Origin of the sequence: Micromonospora maris AB-18-032, assembly GCF_000204155.1 — a bacterium.
In the GTDB taxonomy this organism is placed as follows: domain Bacteria; phylum Actinomycetota; class Actinomycetes; order Mycobacteriales; family Micromonosporaceae; genus Micromonospora; species Micromonospora gifhornensis.
Genome location: NC_015434.1, coordinates 599,660 through 615,473 on the forward strand (window position 1 = coordinate 599,660; position 15,814 = coordinate 615,473).

Consider the following 15,814-nt stretch of genomic DNA (forward strand, 5'->3'; position numbering starts at 1 on the left):
CCATGCCCGCCAGGCCGGTCCGTCCGTCCACGAACGCGCCACAGGGGTTGAAGATCGTGCTGACCGGGCCACTCGGGGTGGGTAAGACCACCCTGGTCGGGGCGGTGTCGGACATCGCCCCCCTGACCACCGAGGCCCGCATGTCGGCCGGTGGCGACGATGTGTCGCACCGTCCGGGCAAGGTGACCACGACGGTGGCGATGGACTTCGGTCGCCTCGCGATCAACGACGTCACGGTGTACGTGTTCGGCACGCCGGGGCAGGCACGGTTCTGGTTCATGTGGGACGCGATCGTGCGTGGCGCCGTCGGCGCGGTCGTGCTGGTCGACACCCGCCGGCTCGCGGACTCGTTCCGGCACCTGGACTACATCGAGAACCGGCGGCTGCCGTTCGTGGTGGCGGTCAACCAGTTCCCCGACACGCACGTCTACTCGCCGGGCGAGATCCGTGACGCGCTCACGCTCGCCGGTGATGTGCCGATCGTCGAGGTCGACGCCCGGGACCGCGACAGCGTCCGCCACCTGCTCATCGCCCTGGTCGAGCACGTCATCGCCACCACACAGGCCCCGGCCGGCGTCGCCTCCTGACCACCCGGCCCGCTTCACCTCTCAACAAAAAAGAAGGAGCACTTCATGCAACGTGCCCGTGCACAGCTGCGACACGCGTTGGCCGCCGTCACCGCCACCAGCCTGCTCGCCGCCGGTGTGGCGTGCGGCAGCGGCGCCGGCGATCCCGACCGGGTGCGGATCGGACTGCTGGTGTCGCTGTCGGGCATCTACACCAGCGTCGGGGAGGACATGCGGCGCGGCTTCCAGCTGTACCTCGACACCCACGACGGTCGGCTCGGCGGCCGTGACATCGACCTGGTCGTCGCCGACGAGGGTGACGGCCCCGCCACCGCCGTCCCCGCCGCCCAGAAACTCCTCGAACGCGACCGGGTGGTGGCGTTGACCGGCCTTGTCGGCGGCGCCACCGTCGACAAGGTCCAAACCCTCACCCACGAACGACGCATCCCCCTGCTCGGCGCGAACGCCCGCCCCGAATTCGCCCCCGTCGCCGGCAAACCCCGCGACCTGTCCTACACCTGGCACACCTCCTACAACTCCGACGAGCCGGGGATCGCGATCGCCGCCCACATCAAAACCGAGGTGGGCGACGGCACGGTGTACGCGATCGGCCCGGACTACCAGGGCGGCTGGGACGAGCTGCGAGGCTTCACCGACACGTTCACCACCCTCGGTGGGAAACTCGCCAACCCGGACGGGAAGACCGTGTTCACACCGTTCCCGGCCACGGAGAACTTCCTGCCGTACCTGAACAAGGCCGCCGAAACCCGACCGGCCGCCGTGTACACCTTCTACGCCGGTGGTCCGGCTGTCGCGTTCGTCAAGCAGTACCGGCAGTCCGCCCTCAAAGACGTACCGCTGTACGCGGCCGGATTCCTCACCGAAGGATCCGTGCTCGACGCCCAGGGCACGGCCGCCACCGGCATCCGCAACGTCCTCAACTACTCACCGACCCTGCCGCACGCGGCGAACCAGCAGTTCGTCGCCGCCTGGTCCGCCGCCGGCTACCCCGGACAACCGACCACGTTCGCGATGGCCTCCTACGACGCCGCCGCCGTCCTCGACCGCGCCCTAGCCGCCGTCGACGGCCCCGTCACCGGCGAAACGCTCAACACCGCGATCGGGCAGGTGGGGCGGATCGACAGCCCACGCGGGGACTGGCAGTTCCACCCCACCGAGCACCGTCCGGTGCAGCGCTGGTACCTGCGCGAGGTCAGACCCGACGGACCGGTCCTGTCCAACGTGCTGCTGCAGGACCTCACCACCCTGCCCACCACCTGAGCCACCAGGGTTCACGAAGGGAGGTGCCGTGCACGTGGACACGCTCGTGATCACCGCCGTTGACGGGGTCGCCTACGGGCTGCTCCTGGCCATCGCCGCCGCCGGACTGACCGTGGCCTTCGGTGCCGGTGGGGTGCTGAACCTCGCGCACGGCGTCCTCATCGCCGCCGGCGGCTACATCGCCGCGACCACCACCGCAGGCACATGGGCCAGCCTCGCCGCCGCCACCGTCCTCGCCACCGTCGCAGGCGCGGCCGGCGGCGCAGTCCTCGCCGCCGCCACCGCCGGACTCCGCGGACGCGGGCACCTGGATCAGGCGCTGCTGACCTTCGGCATCGCCATGATCGGCGGGAACCTGCTGACCACGATCTTCGGCTCGGACGTGCTGCGGCCCCGCATGCCCGCCGCGCTGGAAGGCACCGTCATGGTGGTCGGGTACCGGTATCCGATCGACCGGCTCGCCGTGCTCGCCGTCGCCGTGCTGGTCGCCGCCGTCGGGTATGTGGTGCTGCACCGCAGCCGCGCGGGTCGGCTGATCCGGGCCACGGTCGACGACCGGGCGATGGTCGCCGGGATCGGCGTCAACCCCCGTACCGTGGACGCCGCCGTCCTGGTGACGTCCGGAGCCTTGGCCGGGCTTGCCGGTGCCCTTGCCACCCCGATCCTCGGCGTCGGTCCCGGTACCGCCGACACGACGCTGCTGCTGTCGCTGATCATCGTGGTCTGCGGTGGCTTCGGTTCGGTACCCGGCGCTGTCACCGCCGCGATCGGGGTCGGGGTGGTGCAGACCGTCGGCGTGGTCACCGTCCCGACGGCAGCACCGTATCTGCTCATCGCCGCGATGACCGTGACCCTCGTGGCACGCCGCCCCACTGTCCCGAACGGGGCAGCCTCATGAGCGCGTTCACCCAGGCGTTCGCCGCCGACCGGACGCCACCGCTGCTGAAGTGGGGTGCCACGATCGCGCTCGCCGCTGGGGCGGTTACGGCGGTGGCGATGTCACCGGCCTCATACCTGCACACCACCGTCGCCCGGATGCTGCCCCTCGCGCTGCTGGCGGTCAGCGTCGCGGTGGTCACCGGGCACGCAGGCCTGCCCACCCTGGGCCAGGTCGCCCCCTACGCCGTCGGCGCCTACCTCACCGCCCGCCTCGCCCTGACCGGAATCGACACCGCCGCCGTGCACCTGCTCTGCGCGGCTGTCGGCGGTGCGGTCGTCGCGGGCCTGATCGGGACGGTCCTGGTCCGGTACCGGGGCACGGTCTTCCTCATGTTGAGCCTCGCGGTCGCCGAGCTGACCGCGATCACCGCCGGGCAGTGGCGGGCGGTCAGCGGCGGCACCGACGGCCTCGCCGGTATCCCCGCACCCCGCCTCCTACCCGGCCTACCACCGCTGCACGGCGACCGTATGGTCCTGCTCTACGCCGCGACGATCACGGCGGCGGCCACCTTCGTGGCCGTGTGGCTGCTGCGCGGAGACCGGCGGATGCTGCTCACCGCCGCCCGGACCAACGAGGACCGGGCCCGCGCCAGCGGCCATCTCGTCTACACATACCTGTGGATGGTCCACACCGCCGCCGGAGGACTGGCCGGAATCGCCGGCGCCCTGCTGATCCACACCCACCGGTGGATCACCCCCGCCGATGTCGGCTTCGGTGTCGCCGCCCTGGCCCTGCTCGCCGTCGTCATCGGCGGCGCCCGATCCCTCATCGGCGCGGCCGTCGGGGCGGTGATCGTGCTCATCGTCCGCGACATCGTCGCCGTCGAGGTCCCCGGCCACGCGCCGCTGCTGCTCGGCACGTTGTTCGTGATCGGCGTGTACCTGCTGCCCGGCGGCCTGACCGCCCTAACCACCCGCCTCCGCCGCCGACTGTCCGAAGGCCCCCACAGCGCGCCGCCCGCACCCGCCAACGCGAGCGTCAGGAGGACGTCGTGAGAATCGTCCACCGCGTCGAACCGGACCAGCCACCCTCGCCGCGCAGCGGCCGCGATCCCGATCACGCCCACGGCAACGGGATGGTCGCCTCCGGTCTGCGCCACGCCTACGGGCCGCTCACGGTGCTGGACCTCGACACGTTCACCATCGCCCCCGGCGACCGGCACGCCGTCATCGGACCCAACGGCGCCGGCAAGTCCACTCTCCTGGGCGTGCTCGCCGGCACCATCCGCGCCCAGACCGGCCAGCTCACCTACAACGGCCACACCGTCACCCGACACGGCGCCGAATGGCGGGCACGTGCCGGCATCGGCCGCACCTTCCAACACCCCACCCTCTGGCCGGACCTCACCTGCCTCGACTGCGTGCGGATCGGCGGCTGGCACCATCGCCGCAACCCCGACCGCACCCCCATGGAGGTGCTGCACCTGGTCGGTCTGGCCGACCACGCCCACCAACGCGCCGGTTCTCTGTCGCACGGGCACCGGCGGATGCTCGACCTGGCCGTCGCGATCGCCGGCCAACCCCGGATCCTGCTGCTCGACGAACCCGCAGCCGGACTCACCGACACCGAAACCGGCCACCTGATCGACACCATCCACCGGATGCCCAGCTGGATCGCCGTGGTGCTCGTCGAACACCACATGGACGTCGTCGCCGCGGTCGCCGACTGGATCACCGTGCTGCACCAGGGCCGCCGGCACACCGACGGCCCCGCCGACACCGTGCGCGCCGACCCGGGCGTCGCCGCTCTCTACCTCGGCACCGGAGGTGGCCATGCTGCACATCCGTGACCTGACCGTCGCCTACCCCCACGGCGCCCCCGTACTCCACGACCTCACCCTCGACCTGCGCCACCCCGGCGTGCACGCACTGGTAGGACCCAACGGAGCAGGCAAAACCACCCTGCTGCACACCCTCGCCGGCCACCTGCACCCCCGCGCCGGCACCATCCATCTCGACGGCGAAGACGTGACCGGCTGGCACCCCACCACCGCCGCCCGCGCCGCAGTCGCACTCGCCCCCCAGGGCCGCCGGCTGTGGCCCTCACTGACCGTCGCCGAGCACTTCGCCGCCACACAGCCCACCGCAGGACGCGACGAAGCCTGGACCGTCGAGGAACTCCTGACGATGTTCCCGCCGCTGGCCGCCCGCATGGGACACCGCGCCCACCAGCTCTCCGGCGGCGAACAACAGATGCTCACCATCGCCCGAGCCCTGCGCACCGCACCCCGACTGCTGCTGGCCGACGAACCCACCGAAGGCCTCGCCCCTACCGTCGCCGACCAGATCACCACCGTCCTGCAGGGCCTGCCCGCACGAGGCGTGACCGTCCTCGCCGCGCTTCCCCACACCGATGTCGCGGCGACGATCGCCGACACCATCCACGTCCTCGCCGCCGGGAAGCTCCTCGGCCACACCCACACCAGCACCGCGGCCAGCCACCTGCTGCGCCGACACCTCACCCTCACTGACCCCGGCGACGAGACCGCGACGCCCCACCAATGACCAACCCGGCCCACTCCACCCTCAACCCGCAGCTGCCGTTCGTCACACGAATCGCACCGCATCCGCCCGCCACACCCTGCCCACCCACGCCCGAAGGAGACGCCCGGTGACCACCACGGCCTACCAGTTCCGCAACGCCCCGGCCCAGCTCGGCCCCCTGCAACAGGTCCTCGACCCCATCACCCGCCACGACCTCGCCAAGATCCCCATCCGACCCGGCTGGCAGGCCCTGGACGTCGGCGCAGGCGCGGGCTCGATCACCCGACACCTCGCCGACACCGTCGGCCCCACCGGCGGGGTCATCGCCGTCGACCTCGACACCGGCCTGCTCGACCCCACCAGCGTCATCGACGTGCACCGCCGAGACCTACGCGACGGGCTCGACCTGCCGATCACACCCGACAGCCTGGACCTCATCCACGCCCGCTGCGTGCTGGAGCACCTCGCCAACCGCACCGACCTGCTGAGGCAGATGATCGCGCTCCTGCGACCAGGTGGGTGGCTGGCGGTCGGCGAGATCGTCTACAGCCCGACCGTGATCCACCGGGCACCCGCCGCCGACGACCGTGACCTGATCCACCGGGTCATCCACGCCATCCTCGACATCCTCTCCGACGGCGGCACCGACCTGGACTGGGGCAACCACATCCACGCCCACCTGCTCGACGCGGGCATGACACACGTGCACAGCCACACCCGCGCCGACACCTGGACCGGCGGCGGCCCCGGATGCCTGCTGCTGGCCGACAACGCCCACCAACTGCACGACCGGCTCCTGCCCGTCGCCGACCTGGACGAGGCCGACCTGACCCGGTTCGGCGAGCTGATGACCGACCCGACCGTGTCGCTGCGCGGCTACCAGTTCACCTCCAGTCTCGCGCGGAAACCCGAATGACCCATGGGCGCCGAGCAACAGCCGAACCGCCCCCGGCGGTCACGGCAGCCGCGGATTGGGATCCGGTGACAAACACCAGTCCGCTGCGGTGCGAACGGTCAGACCGACCTGCGCACCGCGGCGACACAACAGGCCACCAGGAAGGTGACCGCGATCAGTCCGATCCGTAGCCAGGGCACGTCCCGGGTCGGTCGTACGCCGATCGACACCGCCAATCCCAGCTGTGCCAGCAGAACCAGGCAGATGACCACGCTCAGCGCCCGGTAGGTGGGGCCGAACTCCGACCAGAACACCCAGGTGCCGCCGACGGCCGGGACGATCATCAGCAGGCTCAGGCCGATCAGCGGGACGGCGAGCTGCCACCGCGTGCGGGCATTCACCGCCGTTCCTCCCGGCCGTCGCCGGCAGCCCCGTCCGGAGGCGTGAGTTCGACGGTCAACGCCGTACCCGCGTCGCGAAGCCGCTGCGCCTGCCGCTCCCATTCGGCGCGCTGGTCCGCCGGGATGGTGGCGCGTTCGGTGAGTGACGCGGTGAAGGCGTCACCGAGTGCCCGACCGTGCCAGGAGTGGGCCGCCGCGGTTCGCAGGTCGGCCTCGCCGTGCAGGACGGTGCGGGCCAGCGAACCCAGCGGATCGTCGCCGCCGCGGGTTCTGGCGAGGGCCGCCAGGACCGCGCGGGCCAGGGGCTGGCGGTGGATCTCGTCGGTCATGCCTATCCCTGCTGTCCGGGGTGCCGGTAGGGCTCGAGGTCGGGAAGCGCGGCGACGGCCGCGCCCGCCTGAATCATGCCAAGGGTGCCGGCGATGCCCTTGAACGTGGCCTCGGCGTTGCCGAAGAACGTCGAGATCTCGCCGTAGAGGTCGTACGCCTGCCAGGCGTAGTAGGCGGCCACGCTGTAACCGACGACCGGACCTACCCCGGTCTCGATCGTCGCCGTCCCGACCGCGGAGGCCAGGTTGATGACGATCAGGACGTCGATCAGCTTGGTGATCAAACCACTGACCACGTCGAAGAGGTGCTTGGCCGCCTGCGCGGCCTTCGTGTACAGCTCGGCGTACTGGTCGCAGGTCGAGTGCAGCCCGATGGGGCGGTACTCACGTGCCTTCTTCTTTGTCTGTTCCGCGATTCTCAAGGAATAATGCCTTGGTTAAACCGCCACCCACTTGGAGAACGGCCGATCTCGTCGTCGCCGGTATCGCGCAGGTCCAGCAGCCCTTCTGTGAGCGCCTGCATTGTCTCGTCGCTTCGATCGATGTACTTTCCGGTTCGCGGATGCTGGAAGCTAGTGGGTCTGTCCGAGCGCCCGCGGTTGCTGCAGGTCATCACTCCGGGCGAGCCAGCTGGCCGTCGCGATTACTTGATCTATTCCGCGGCGGTGAGACGAGAAGCGTGTCGGGGTGCTGCCACTGCTGCTTGTCGTCCTATCGCGGCGTCTTGGACGTAATTGCATCGGTCGTGCCACCGTGCTACTTCTGGCCGGCCACGTCGGCGGAGGAATGGAATCGGGTGTCGCCGATCGTGCGCCTTCGACATCGATGTCTGGCCTTGCCTGGGGCCACTGCTGGTGGGAGAGGACGGTTAGAGGCCCGGAGGCGGGTTGAGCCCGGTCGGGCGGCAGGCGTCGCCGTGTCGCCTATACCCGTGGCTTGGCTTTTTCGTAGAGTCTCGTCCGCAGGGCGGGGTGTGGCTGGGCGTTGTCCGTTGTGCATGACGGTGTGCGTGGGGCCGGCCGTGCGCGTGTAGGTCAAGGGTGACCAGGCGGGGAAAGGCACGTGGCGGTGTGGCCGGGCTCGGCGCCACAGGTGTCGGCAAGGCGACAGTGACGCCGAGGCTCGGACGTTGCCGCGGCCGGGCCGATCCGGGGGCTGTGGCGGTTACGTGTTCGGGAGTTGGAGTGTGTTGTTTCCGAGAGCTTGGAGGAACGTGCGCCAGGAGCCGTCCGTGAACGACAGGGTCACGTCGGGGGTGACGGAATTGCACACCTGGACGCTTGTGGGGTAGCGGGACACGTCGACGCAGTGGTCGTTTTGGCAGCGGGAACTGCGGCGGGTCCAGATAGGGCGGATGTTCCGGGCGTTCTCCATGTCGGTTCCTCCCAAGGGTCGACGATCTGTATAGGGGATTTTATGAATGGCGACGCGGTGATGGTGAGCCTTTTCGTGAACACCATCGGGGAATCAATGCCGGGACGATCGCCAGGTCAGCGGCGATCTTCACGTGCTGTCTCCGTGGGCGTCGCGCTATGTGAGCACGGTAGCAGGATGGTGCCCACTTCGGCCATGAATGTCGGCCTCTTTCACCCGATGCAGGGTTCATTGGGCCTGTCTGATAGCTTATTTCCCTCAGCCAAGGGCCGGCGGCCCAAGGAGAACTGCTCTAGGCCGGATTCCTTGTTCAATTTGCCTTTTGCAGTTGCTGGGTGGGGGGCGTGGACGTGACGACGGGCGGGCAGGGACCGACCACGAATCGCAGGCGGCTACGTCTCGTGTTGCGCCAGTTGCGACTCGACCGGGGGCTTTCCCTGGAGGACGTGCGCCAGGAGATGGACTGGTCGCTGTCGAAGGTGACGCGGATCGAGAACGGGTCGGTCAGCATCTCCGTCAACGACCTCCGCGCGCTGCTGGACTTCTATCAGGTGCGTGACGCCGGCCAGGTACGTGACCTGCTCGGCTTGGCGAGGTTGGCGCGGCGGCGGCACTGGGCGGCGGAGTACCGCGAGTACGTCTCGGCGTCGTACATGGACTTCCTCGGCTACGAGGACGATTCGTGGCGTATCAGCCAGTACCACCCCTTCCTCATACCTGGGCTGCTGCAGACCGAGCGGTACGCCCAGTTGGTGGTGACCATAGGACCGCGGTATCGCGGCGACGAAGCCGCCGCGGACGCGCGTGTGCAGTTGCGCCTAGCCCGCCAGGCTCGTGTCTTCGCGCAACCGCAACGCGAGGTGCGCATCGTTCTGGACGAACGCGCCCTCAAGTCCGTGGAGAACACCCAACTCATGCTGGAGCAGGTCGAACACATCCTGTTCCGGCTTCCGGATCATCTGCACGTCGTGGTGCTCGAGCGGGACACCGCGGCCAATTCCGCTCTCGTCGGGCCCTTCTCCCTGCACGAGTTCGAGTGGGACGTGGACCCGGACGTGGTCTATCTCGACGCCCTGCCGGACGACGTCGCTCTCGTCGAGGACGAGGCGGCGGTCGCTGGCTACAAGGCCTCCTTCGAGGACCTGTACCGCCAGGCGGCGAAGGGCGACGACGCCCAGCGCCTGCTCGAAGAGATCCGCGGATCCCTCCGGGAGCAGACATCCGCCTAGCTCTTCCGGGAGCGGCGCGGACGGGGCACAGCCACATCCACCGGTACGGCATGAGCACACGGTCGGCCCTGGTGCGTCAGATCAAGGGTCGGCGCGGCCGGCGTACGGATCTCCGTGACGAGGACGGGATCCGCTGTCACCAGCCTGCCGATGACGACGACCAGAAGCCCCAGCAGGCCGGCCTGCTCCACGCCGCCGCCCTGCTGGCCGGCGAACACCGCCACGGTCACGGCCATCCCCAGCAGTCCGCACCTGCCACCATTCCCGGCCGGGAATCCGATCCACCTTCGTGATCCTGCGCCGTCCATCGACACCACGGACACCACCGGTGTGCCAGGAGTCGGGCTCGTCCCGGCCGGTCGGTTCTTCGCCATCTTGTGCGAACGCACCATGGGTGCGCTCCTCCTCTGTCTCTAAGGGGTAGGCAAGATGCGGTATGCACATGCCGTCCGCAACTCCCAGGTAGCCCAGGGCGATCAGACATGTGCAAATTTACGTCCGTCGCGCCGCTCCGCCGTCCGCGACACGCGGACAATCCCCCGTTCATCGCCTACCGGAACCTCCACAACCTGAACCCACGTCACCCGATGCTGTGGCACCTGAGTCATGCGCTCAGACCCGCCTCCTTGCTACGGGACGAGGGCGAACGAGGGGCGCGTGCCCTGGGCGCTGACAGGGGCTGGGCACCCTCCAGGCTGGCGAATTCTTGCCGGGACACAGAGTGCTTGCGATCGATCCGACGGGATTGCCGGTGGCGACGAGGATGCGTACGGTAAAGACATCGCCGGCCAGGGCGGCTTCCCCCGTGGCCGCCTTGGCCGGCTCGAACCCGACGCACCCATGGTACGAGTGGCCAGCGAGGCAGAAGGTCATTCGCAGCGGTCCTCGGCGCCCCTGGCGTGTGGTTCGCAGCAGTCGGTGCGGTGTCGGTAGACCCGCAGATCATGTCCGTGCCGGTGGGTGAACTCGGTGGTGATCTCGTAGAGGCAGGCCCGCCAGACGACGGCTTCCCCGCCGCCGGTGACGACCTGTCCGTCGCCGGGCCCGCCGCGCAGCAGCACCCTCATGCCCCTCACGGTAGACATCCGGTCCCGACCAGGGCCACGGACCGTGGGTGCAGCAGGCCACCGTCCGGCCCAGGTTTGGCGAGGCGCCCAACAACGGCGGCCACGGATCGCTGTCGCGCACGCGTGCTGCAGGCGGCTGTAGCCGGGCTCAGCCAGGCCGCGGCTACCGTCGGGCTTCCGTATCGAAGCGCCTACCGGGCTGCAGCAACCGAGCATTTGGATTCGCCCCCGACTGCAGCACAAAGTGCGGCGGCTATGTCGGCAACGCCCCGGAGTGGCTCCGAAGCAAGCGCCGCTGGTCGAGCCACTTGAGAATCGCCTGGGTGGTTTCGTCCGGCTTTCCTGCTGGATCCTGGGTTGCTTACCCGGTTTGACGCCGCCCGTTTTTGATCTTGTTGGCGACGGCGTCGGCGGCGTCGTGGTGGAGTTGTTTGCTGACGCTCTGGTAGGTGTCGCGGGTGAGGGTGGTGGTGGAGTGGCCGAGTTGTTCGGAGACGACCTTGATATCGACTCCGGCGTCGAGGGCGAGGGTGGCCGCGCTGTGACGTAGGTCGTGCAGGCGGATGGGTGGTAGACCGGCCTTGCGGATGAGCCGGCGGAACCGTTGCGAGACGCCGATGGGATGCCAGGGACGGCCGTCAGGGCGGACGAAGAACAGTCCGGTGTCGGGCCATGCGGCACCGGCGGCGAGGCGCCAGGCGGCGCGGCGGGCTTTGTAGGCGGTGAGAACTTTGACGGTGTCGGCGTCGAGGACGACGTCCCGGTTACCGGCTCTGCTCTTCGGGGCCTTCTGGACGGGGGTGTAGCCGTGGGTGGCGATCTGGTTGTTGATGGTGGTTTCGCGGCGGTGGAGGCGTACTTCGCTGTCGCGTAGGCCGCAGGCCTCGCCGCGGCGGGGTCCGCGGTAGGCCATGAAGTGCCACAGGGGGTGCAGGTCGGGGGCGTGGATGGCGGCGTAGTCGAGGAACTCGGCGACCTGGACGTCGGTCCACACCATGATCGGCCCGGGGACCTCGCCGGTGGCCTTCCAGTGTTGGACACGTTCGTCTTCCCAGATGATCGGTACGGGCCGGTCGCCGGGGACCTTGACGAGAGTGGCCGGGTTGGTGCCGACGATCAGTTCGTCGGCGAGGGCGTCGTTGATGGCTTTGCGCAGGCAGGCGCGGATGCGCTGACGGGTACCGGGGCCGGTGGTGCGCACACCGGTGACGGATTGGCGCACGGCCGGGTCGGGGCTGGTTCTCGCGGCGATGATCGCGTCGTTGCGGCGTTCGATGGCGGTGAACATCTCGCGGATGTGGCTGGCGCGGAGCTTGTCCAGCGGGATGTCGCCGAGGTGGGGGATCAGGTGGACGCGGACGAGTGATTCGTAGCCGCGGATGGTGTTGTCGTCGATGGTCAGGTGGGTGAGCCAACCGGTCAGGTAGTCGGCGACCGTGGGGATGTCGGTGAGAGGGCCGTCGCCGTGGAGCAGTTGACGGATGCGGTCGGTTTCGGGCAGGGGCCGGCGGGCGCGTACGGCGGTCTGCAGCAGGTCGGCGATCTCGGTACGCCGTCGCCGGTCGCCGCGGGGGACGAGGGACAGCAGTTCGCGGGCGTGGTCGAGTTCGTCGGCGGCGACGCGCCGGCTGGGCAGCCCCGACCGACGAAGCAGCCGACGTCGGCCGTCGGCGGTGGGTGGGAGTTCCAGTTGGTAGGCCCAGTGGCCGTGGTCGAAGCTCCAGGCACGGTTCGTACGGCGCAGTTTCGGGCAGTCGTTACCGAAGGGCTTGCCGGTGTCGGGGTGACGGCAGCCGCAGCGTTTGAAGATGCTTCCGTCAGGCATGGCGGGATCGCTGCTCCTCAAGTGGGGGGAGACGTGCGTCGGTTTGTCGACCGACATGAACCCGTGACATCCGCACACGATCAAGTCCTCCAAACCGGCCCTGTGCGCGGCTCCGGCCGAGTCGGTCGTACGGGTCCGTGGGACGGCAGGGGCCCGCCAGATGGCGGGCCCCTGATCGGTTCGCTTACTCGATGTCGTAGGTCGGGTGGACTGCCCTGGAGCTCGCCGGGCTCGGCGAGCTCTTCGGCTTCGGTGTAATGCCGCGCGTCCTATGGGCTGGTGACGGTCCTGGTTCCGATGACTGCCGGCCTCGTTCTAGGGACCGGGTTCACTGTTCTGCGCTGTGGGTGTGCCGGGCAGGTGCAGGGCGGCCAGCAGGGGTGCGGTGGGTATCCGGTAGCGGGCGCCGACGCGGAAGTGCGGAACGGGGAACGCGTCGCGGCGGATCAGCTTGTAGGCCGCAGAGCGGGACATGCCCAGCACCGAGGCCGCGGTCGCGAGGTCGGTACTGGTTCCCAGCGCCCGGATCTGTTCGACGGTCCATGCCTGCGGCGCTCCGGCGGGCGCGACTCGTGCTCGTCGGGTGCGTCCAGATCGCATGGTCATCTCCTCCCAAGATTGACGTGAATGCGGCGGATCGAGTCGTCGAGCTATCCGTCCGTAGGGATCCAGGTGGACGGGCCATACGTGGGTGTCGCCTACAGGTGGGGGTGCAGCAGCAGCCGCAGCGCCGCGGCGGCTTGTTCGGGTACGACGCCGTTGCCGAGTACCCGCAGCGCGGCGGTGTGCGGCAGCGCGAGGGAGGGGTCGATGACCCAGCGCGGGCCAGGCCCATGAGCCACCTCACGAAGCGCGGAGCACTTGGTCGAGGTGCGCGGGGCTGGGTGGCCGAGATCTGTGGTTGTGGTCGAGGGGCGAGCGGCCGTGCCCCGCCGGCCGCCGCCGCTCGTGGGTGGTGGTCTGGTCGGGTGGGCTGTTAGGAAGTGACGGCGGCCGAGCTGAGCGAGGGGTGTCGCCTACTGGTGTGCGCCGATGCCTCCGCTCCGGGGGCGATGGCGTCGATGTGAGCGAGGTCGTCGAGCAGTGCAACCTAACGGGCTAGGGCAGAGCCGAGCTAGAGGCGCGACTGCCATAGGTGAGCACCAATAAATATCGACCGATCATCCCTATAGATGATGTGCGCACCGCACGGTATCCGGAGCAGCACGCTAAGGTGCCTGCGTGGCGACCGTAGACCAATCCCCTGAGCCAGCCGAGATCGCGGATAGAAGCAGCAAGCCCAAGAGGACTTCGGGCTCAGGCACCTTTAAGAGCACCCGGCTACGGGTGTCGGAACTACGTGAGATCGAGACGGTCCTAGCCGGAACGGACGTACGCTGGCGGTTCACCAGGACTGATCTAGTTGCTGTGCCCGAGGAGTCCTCCAGGGCTTCCTACTGGAAGACCTGGACGTTCGAGACCGACACGTTAGACGAGCTAATCGACGTCTCACCCAAGGGGCGGATCTTCCACTTTGAGATTGAGGCTACAAGCTCGGAGGGAAATGTCCACCTCAAGGTGGGTGGTCCGCATAAGAAGGATCGCCGCCTCATGCTGCACGGCGAAGCGAGCGGCTCGGACGTTCCCGGGGTATTCCACAAGATCGCCACGATGCTGGAGCCTGCCGAGAAGCGCGGGACGAAGTTGCACTACCTTGGTGCCTTCATCGGACCCACGATGGCGCTGTACATCCCCATGCTGATCTTCACCCTGCTATGGCCGGGTCTCGGCTTTTTCACCGATCCACCCGCAGATGCCAAGGACAAGCCAGCCCTTGCTGTCGTGGCCTCCGCCCTCGCCCTGCTCATCTTGCTGCCGTTGGGTATGGGGATCTTCAGCCGCATCACGGCGAGCAGTGTGACGCTCCGACCCCGCTTCGACCCGTCGGCACTTAAGCCAGAGATCGACTTCGCCTCCATGCCCCGACGGTTCCTGGAGACCGTCGCGGCAGGTCTACGGTGGGTCGCGTCGCTCTATAAGCATGATGAACTAGCCCAACAGAAGATGCTGATAGCTACAGTGACAGCGGCATTCTTCGGCATCGGCAGCTTCATCATCGCTACGCTTGCCTGGCTGTTCCCCTTGAGGTAGTACCCCTTACGATCCTGGCCGACGCGGGGATAGCCGTTGTGCTCAGCGACGTCCGGATGCCCTGGATGAACTCGGTCATGGAACGCTGGATACAAGCCTGGTCCGAGCCGGTAGCCTCTTCGAATGGCGAAGCGTGTACCCGACTCGGTCTCCATCCAACTCTCTGACGGCCGAAGCCTCGACGCGACAAACGAGACGCCGGGGCCGGCCGAGCGGGGGGAGCTGGAGCTGGTCGAGGTGCTGCGCCCGCGGCGCTTCGACGCGTGCCCAATCTGCGGCGACCCAGCAGCGACGGAAAAGGAGCACGTGCCTCCCGGTAGTCTCGGGGGCAAGGTGATGACCTGGACGTGCAGTCGGTGCAACAACGACTTCGGCAGCAGGGTCGAAGCTGATCTGCTCGACTGGTACGAGGGCGCGCTGACGACGTGGTTCGCGTCGGAAACCGTGCGCGGCAAGCGCAAGACCGGCCGACTGCTGTTGCGCTGGACAGAGAACGGCGAATATGTGCTCCTACCGGCCGGCAAGTCTGACGAGATTTATGCCGAGATCCTGGCCGCCGGCGATGTCGAAATGGAGTACGACACCCCGGAGCACAAGCGGTGGTCACTCGCTCTGCTCAAGTGCGCCTATCTCGCCCTCTGCATCAAGTTTGGCGTTATCAAAGGTGAATGGGCCGACCAAGTCCGCGCCGACCTGCTGGCGGCCCGTGACGCGCCCAGCCGGGCGGACGTGCCTGCCAGCGAGATCGGCCAGCGCCTCCACGTCCTGCGCGGCTTCGGACCGGAGCCGATCACCCCGCACCCAGTCGTTACGGGCATCTTCCACAGACCAGACGGCCCGCTGGAGGGCGTGCTCCTCGCCGGGCGGCTGTTCGTCTCCTGGACACCGGTCAACGACCTCCAGGCGGCTACGCCGGGCGGAATCGGCCGGCGCGTCACGACTATGCGGGTCGGGGAGCCGATGTCGGGCATCGTGACCGCCGTGACCCCGGAGCCACGCCGTCCGACCAGCTGACTCGCTGGCTTGCCTACGACCGATGCAGCCCTCTATACGGTGGCGCGATGTCATGAGCGTGGGTGTCAACCGACGGCTAGGCACCACGCGGGGAAGGCGCATCAACGCCCTGGACCAGCCCGGCGACCACTCCGCTGGTCGACTGGCCAGGCTGGCCTTGCTCTTGCTGCCGCTGATGCCGCGATCCGCGTGCTCGCTCTTGCATGGCGGCAACAGAACCAATCGCAGGAGGAGTCCGGCTGGTGGGCCAGTTGAGGTCCGGCCTTGGACGGCGAGCATT

At 68.6% G+C, this 15,814-nt stretch carries 19 protein-coding genes; 11 read left to right on the forward strand and 8 right to left on the reverse strand.

Features of this window, described 5'->3' with window-relative positions; genetic code table 11:
• Positions 1–2 precede the first annotated feature (2 nt).
• The 7 genes from VAB18032_RS02840 to VAB18032_RS29850 all read left to right on the forward strand — a co-directional run bounded on the left by VAB18032_RS02840 (position 3) and on the right by VAB18032_RS29850 (position 6,186).
• Positions 3–587, forward strand: a complete 585-nt coding sequence (locus tag VAB18032_RS02840; RefSeq protein ID WP_043719538.1) for a GTP-binding protein — start codon at positions 3–5, stop codon at positions 585–587.
• 45 nt (positions 588–632) lie between these two features.
• On the forward strand, positions 633–1,847 hold the full coding sequence (locus VAB18032_RS02845) for an ABC transporter substrate-binding protein (protein WP_013731267.1): 1,215 nt from the start codon (positions 633–635) through the stop codon (positions 1,845–1,847).
• Between the two features lie 34 nt (positions 1,848–1,881).
• Positions 1,882–2,745, forward strand: a complete 864-nt coding sequence (locus VAB18032_RS02850) for an ABC transporter permease subunit (protein ID WP_043722802.1) — start codon at positions 1,882–1,884, stop codon at positions 2,743–2,745.
• Complete coding sequence (locus VAB18032_RS02855) at positions 2,742–3,782, forward strand: branched-chain amino acid ABC transporter permease (protein WP_043719543.1); 1,041 nt, start codon at positions 2,742–2,744, stop codon at positions 3,780–3,782. Before VAB18032_RS02850 ends, VAB18032_RS02855 begins: the two co-directional genes overlap by 4 nt.
• The gene (locus VAB18032_RS02860; RefSeq protein WP_013731268.1) at positions 3,779–4,576 is read left to right on the forward strand and encodes an ABC transporter ATP-binding protein; all 798 of its coding nucleotides are present in this window, start codon (positions 3,779–3,781) and stop codon (positions 4,574–4,576) included. Before VAB18032_RS02855 ends, VAB18032_RS02860 begins: the two co-directional genes overlap by 4 nt.
• A complete protein-coding gene (locus VAB18032_RS02865; RefSeq protein ID WP_013731269.1) occupies positions 4,560–5,291 on the forward strand; it encodes an ABC transporter ATP-binding protein in 732 nt (243 codons plus the stop codon). Before VAB18032_RS02860 ends, VAB18032_RS02865 begins: the two co-directional genes overlap by 17 nt.
• Positions 5,292–5,397: 106 nt before the next feature.
• The gene (locus VAB18032_RS29850; protein WP_013731270.1) at positions 5,398–6,186 is read left to right on the forward strand and encodes a methyltransferase; all 789 of its coding nucleotides are present in this window, start codon (positions 5,398–5,400) and stop codon (positions 6,184–6,186) included.
• Positions 6,187–6,284: 98 nt separating this feature from the next.
• Here the strand turns inward: VAB18032_RS29850 and VAB18032_RS02875 are convergent, their stop codons facing one another.
• From VAB18032_RS02875 to VAB18032_RS33420, 4 genes are all read right to left on the reverse strand, one after another.
• On the reverse strand, positions 6,285–6,566 hold the full coding sequence (locus VAB18032_RS02875; protein WP_013731271.1) for a hypothetical protein: 282 nt from the start codon (positions 6,564–6,566) through the stop codon (positions 6,285–6,287).
• Positions 6,563–6,895 (reverse strand): hypothetical protein, encoded by a 333-nt coding sequence (locus VAB18032_RS02880; protein ID WP_013731272.1) that lies wholly within the window; start codon positions 6,893–6,895, stop codon positions 6,563–6,565. The genes VAB18032_RS02875 and VAB18032_RS02880 overlap by 4 nt, the downstream gene beginning before the upstream one ends.
• 2 nt (positions 6,896–6,897) lie before the next feature.
• On the reverse strand, positions 6,898–7,317 hold the full coding sequence (locus VAB18032_RS02885; RefSeq protein ID WP_013731273.1) for a hypothetical protein: 420 nt from the start codon (positions 7,315–7,317) through the stop codon (positions 6,898–6,900).
• A 742-nt stretch (positions 7,318–8,059) separates the two neighbouring features.
• Positions 8,060–8,269 (reverse strand): DUF397 domain-containing protein, encoded by a 210-nt coding sequence (locus tag VAB18032_RS33420; protein ID WP_013731274.1) that lies wholly within the window; start codon positions 8,267–8,269, stop codon positions 8,060–8,062.
• A gap of 344 nt (positions 8,270–8,613) precedes the next feature.
• Here VAB18032_RS33420 and VAB18032_RS02895 point away from each other — a divergent pair, with 344 nt between their 5' ends.
• Together VAB18032_RS02895 and VAB18032_RS31435 are read left to right on the forward strand one after the other, a co-directional pair.
• On the forward strand, positions 8,614–9,498 hold the full coding sequence (locus VAB18032_RS02895) for a helix-turn-helix domain-containing protein (protein ID WP_232510652.1): 885 nt from the start codon (positions 8,614–8,616) through the stop codon (positions 9,496–9,498).
• A 50-nt stretch (positions 9,499–9,548) separates the two neighbouring features.
• The gene (locus VAB18032_RS31435) at positions 9,549–9,791 is read left to right on the forward strand and encodes a hypothetical protein (RefSeq protein WP_148272179.1); all 243 of its coding nucleotides are present in this window, start codon (positions 9,549–9,551) and stop codon (positions 9,789–9,791) included.
• A gap of 576 nt (positions 9,792–10,367) precedes the next feature.
• Here VAB18032_RS31435 and VAB18032_RS02905 read toward each other — a convergent pair.
• The 4 genes from VAB18032_RS02905 to VAB18032_RS32225 form a co-directional block, all read right to left on the reverse strand.
• Entirely contained in the window at positions 10,368–10,565 is a 198-nt protein-coding gene (locus VAB18032_RS02905; RefSeq protein WP_043719547.1) for a hypothetical protein, read from the reverse strand.
• Between the two features lie 361 nt (positions 10,566–10,926).
• Entirely contained in the window at positions 10,927–12,390 is a 1,464-nt protein-coding gene (locus tag VAB18032_RS02910) for a tyrosine-type recombinase/integrase (RefSeq protein ID WP_013731278.1), read from the reverse strand.
• Positions 12,391–12,705: 315 nt separating this feature from the next.
• Positions 12,706–12,990 (reverse strand): helix-turn-helix domain-containing protein, encoded by a 285-nt coding sequence (locus VAB18032_RS02915; RefSeq protein WP_013731279.1) that lies wholly within the window; start codon positions 12,988–12,990, stop codon positions 12,706–12,708.
• A 98-nt stretch (positions 12,991–13,088) separates the two neighbouring features.
• Positions 13,089–13,232, reverse strand: a complete 144-nt coding sequence (locus VAB18032_RS32225; RefSeq protein ID WP_013731280.1) for a hypothetical protein — start codon at positions 13,230–13,232, stop codon at positions 13,089–13,091.
• A gap of 379 nt (positions 13,233–13,611) precedes the next feature.
• Between VAB18032_RS32225 and VAB18032_RS02920 the strand changes: the two genes are divergently transcribed.
• Positions 13,612–14,520 carry a hypothetical protein gene (locus VAB18032_RS02920; protein ID WP_148272180.1) on the forward strand — a complete coding sequence of 303 codons (909 nt, stop codon included), beginning with the start codon at positions 13,612–13,614 and terminating at the stop codon, positions 14,518–14,520.
• 123 nt (positions 14,521–14,643) lie between these two features.
• Positions 14,644–15,534 (forward strand): HNH endonuclease, encoded by an 891-nt coding sequence (locus VAB18032_RS02925; protein ID WP_013731282.1) that lies wholly within the window; start codon positions 14,644–14,646, stop codon positions 15,532–15,534.
• The last annotated feature ends 280 nt before the right edge of the window (positions 15,535–15,814 follow it).

Bases quoted from the DNA above. Each gene is read 5' to 3' on its own strand.
- VAB18032_RS02840 (WP_043719538.1), top strand. From the start codon at position 3: ATGCCCGCCAGGCCGGTCCGTCCGTCCACGAACGCGCCACAGGGGTTG.
- VAB18032_RS02845 (WP_013731267.1), top strand. From the start codon at position 633: ATGCAACGTGCCCGTGCACAGCTGCGACACGCGTTGGCCGCCGTCACC.
- VAB18032_RS02855 (WP_043719543.1), top strand. From the start codon at position 2,742: ATGAGCGCGTTCACCCAGGCGTTCGCCGCCGACCGGACGCCACCGCTG.
- VAB18032_RS02865 (WP_013731269.1), top strand. From the start codon at position 4,560: ATGCTGCACATCCGTGACCTGACCGTCGCCTACCCCCACGGCGCCCCC.
- VAB18032_RS02880 (WP_013731272.1), bottom strand. From the start codon at position 6,895: ATGACCGACGAGATCCACCGCCAGCCCCTGGCCCGCGCGGTCCTGGCG.
- VAB18032_RS33420 (WP_013731274.1), bottom strand. From the start codon at position 8,269: ATGGAGAACGCCCGGAACATCCGCCCTATCTGGACCCGCCGCAGTTCC.
- VAB18032_RS31435 (WP_148272179.1), top strand. From the start codon at position 9,549: ATGAGCACACGGTCGGCCCTGGTGCGTCAGATCAAGGGTCGGCGCGGC.
- VAB18032_RS02905 (WP_043719547.1), bottom strand. From the start codon at position 10,565: ATGAGGGTGCTGCTGCGCGGCGGGCCCGGCGACGGACAGGTCGTCACC.
- VAB18032_RS02910 (WP_013731278.1), bottom strand. From the start codon at position 12,390: ATGCCTGACGGAAGCATCTTCAAACGCTGCGGCTGCCGTCACCCCGAC.
- VAB18032_RS02915 (WP_013731279.1), bottom strand. From the start codon at position 12,990: ATGCGATCTGGACGCACCCGACGAGCACGAGTCGCGCCCGCCGGAGCG.
- VAB18032_RS02925 (WP_013731282.1), top strand. From the start codon at position 14,644: ATGGCGAAGCGTGTACCCGACTCGGTCTCCATCCAACTCTCTGACGGC.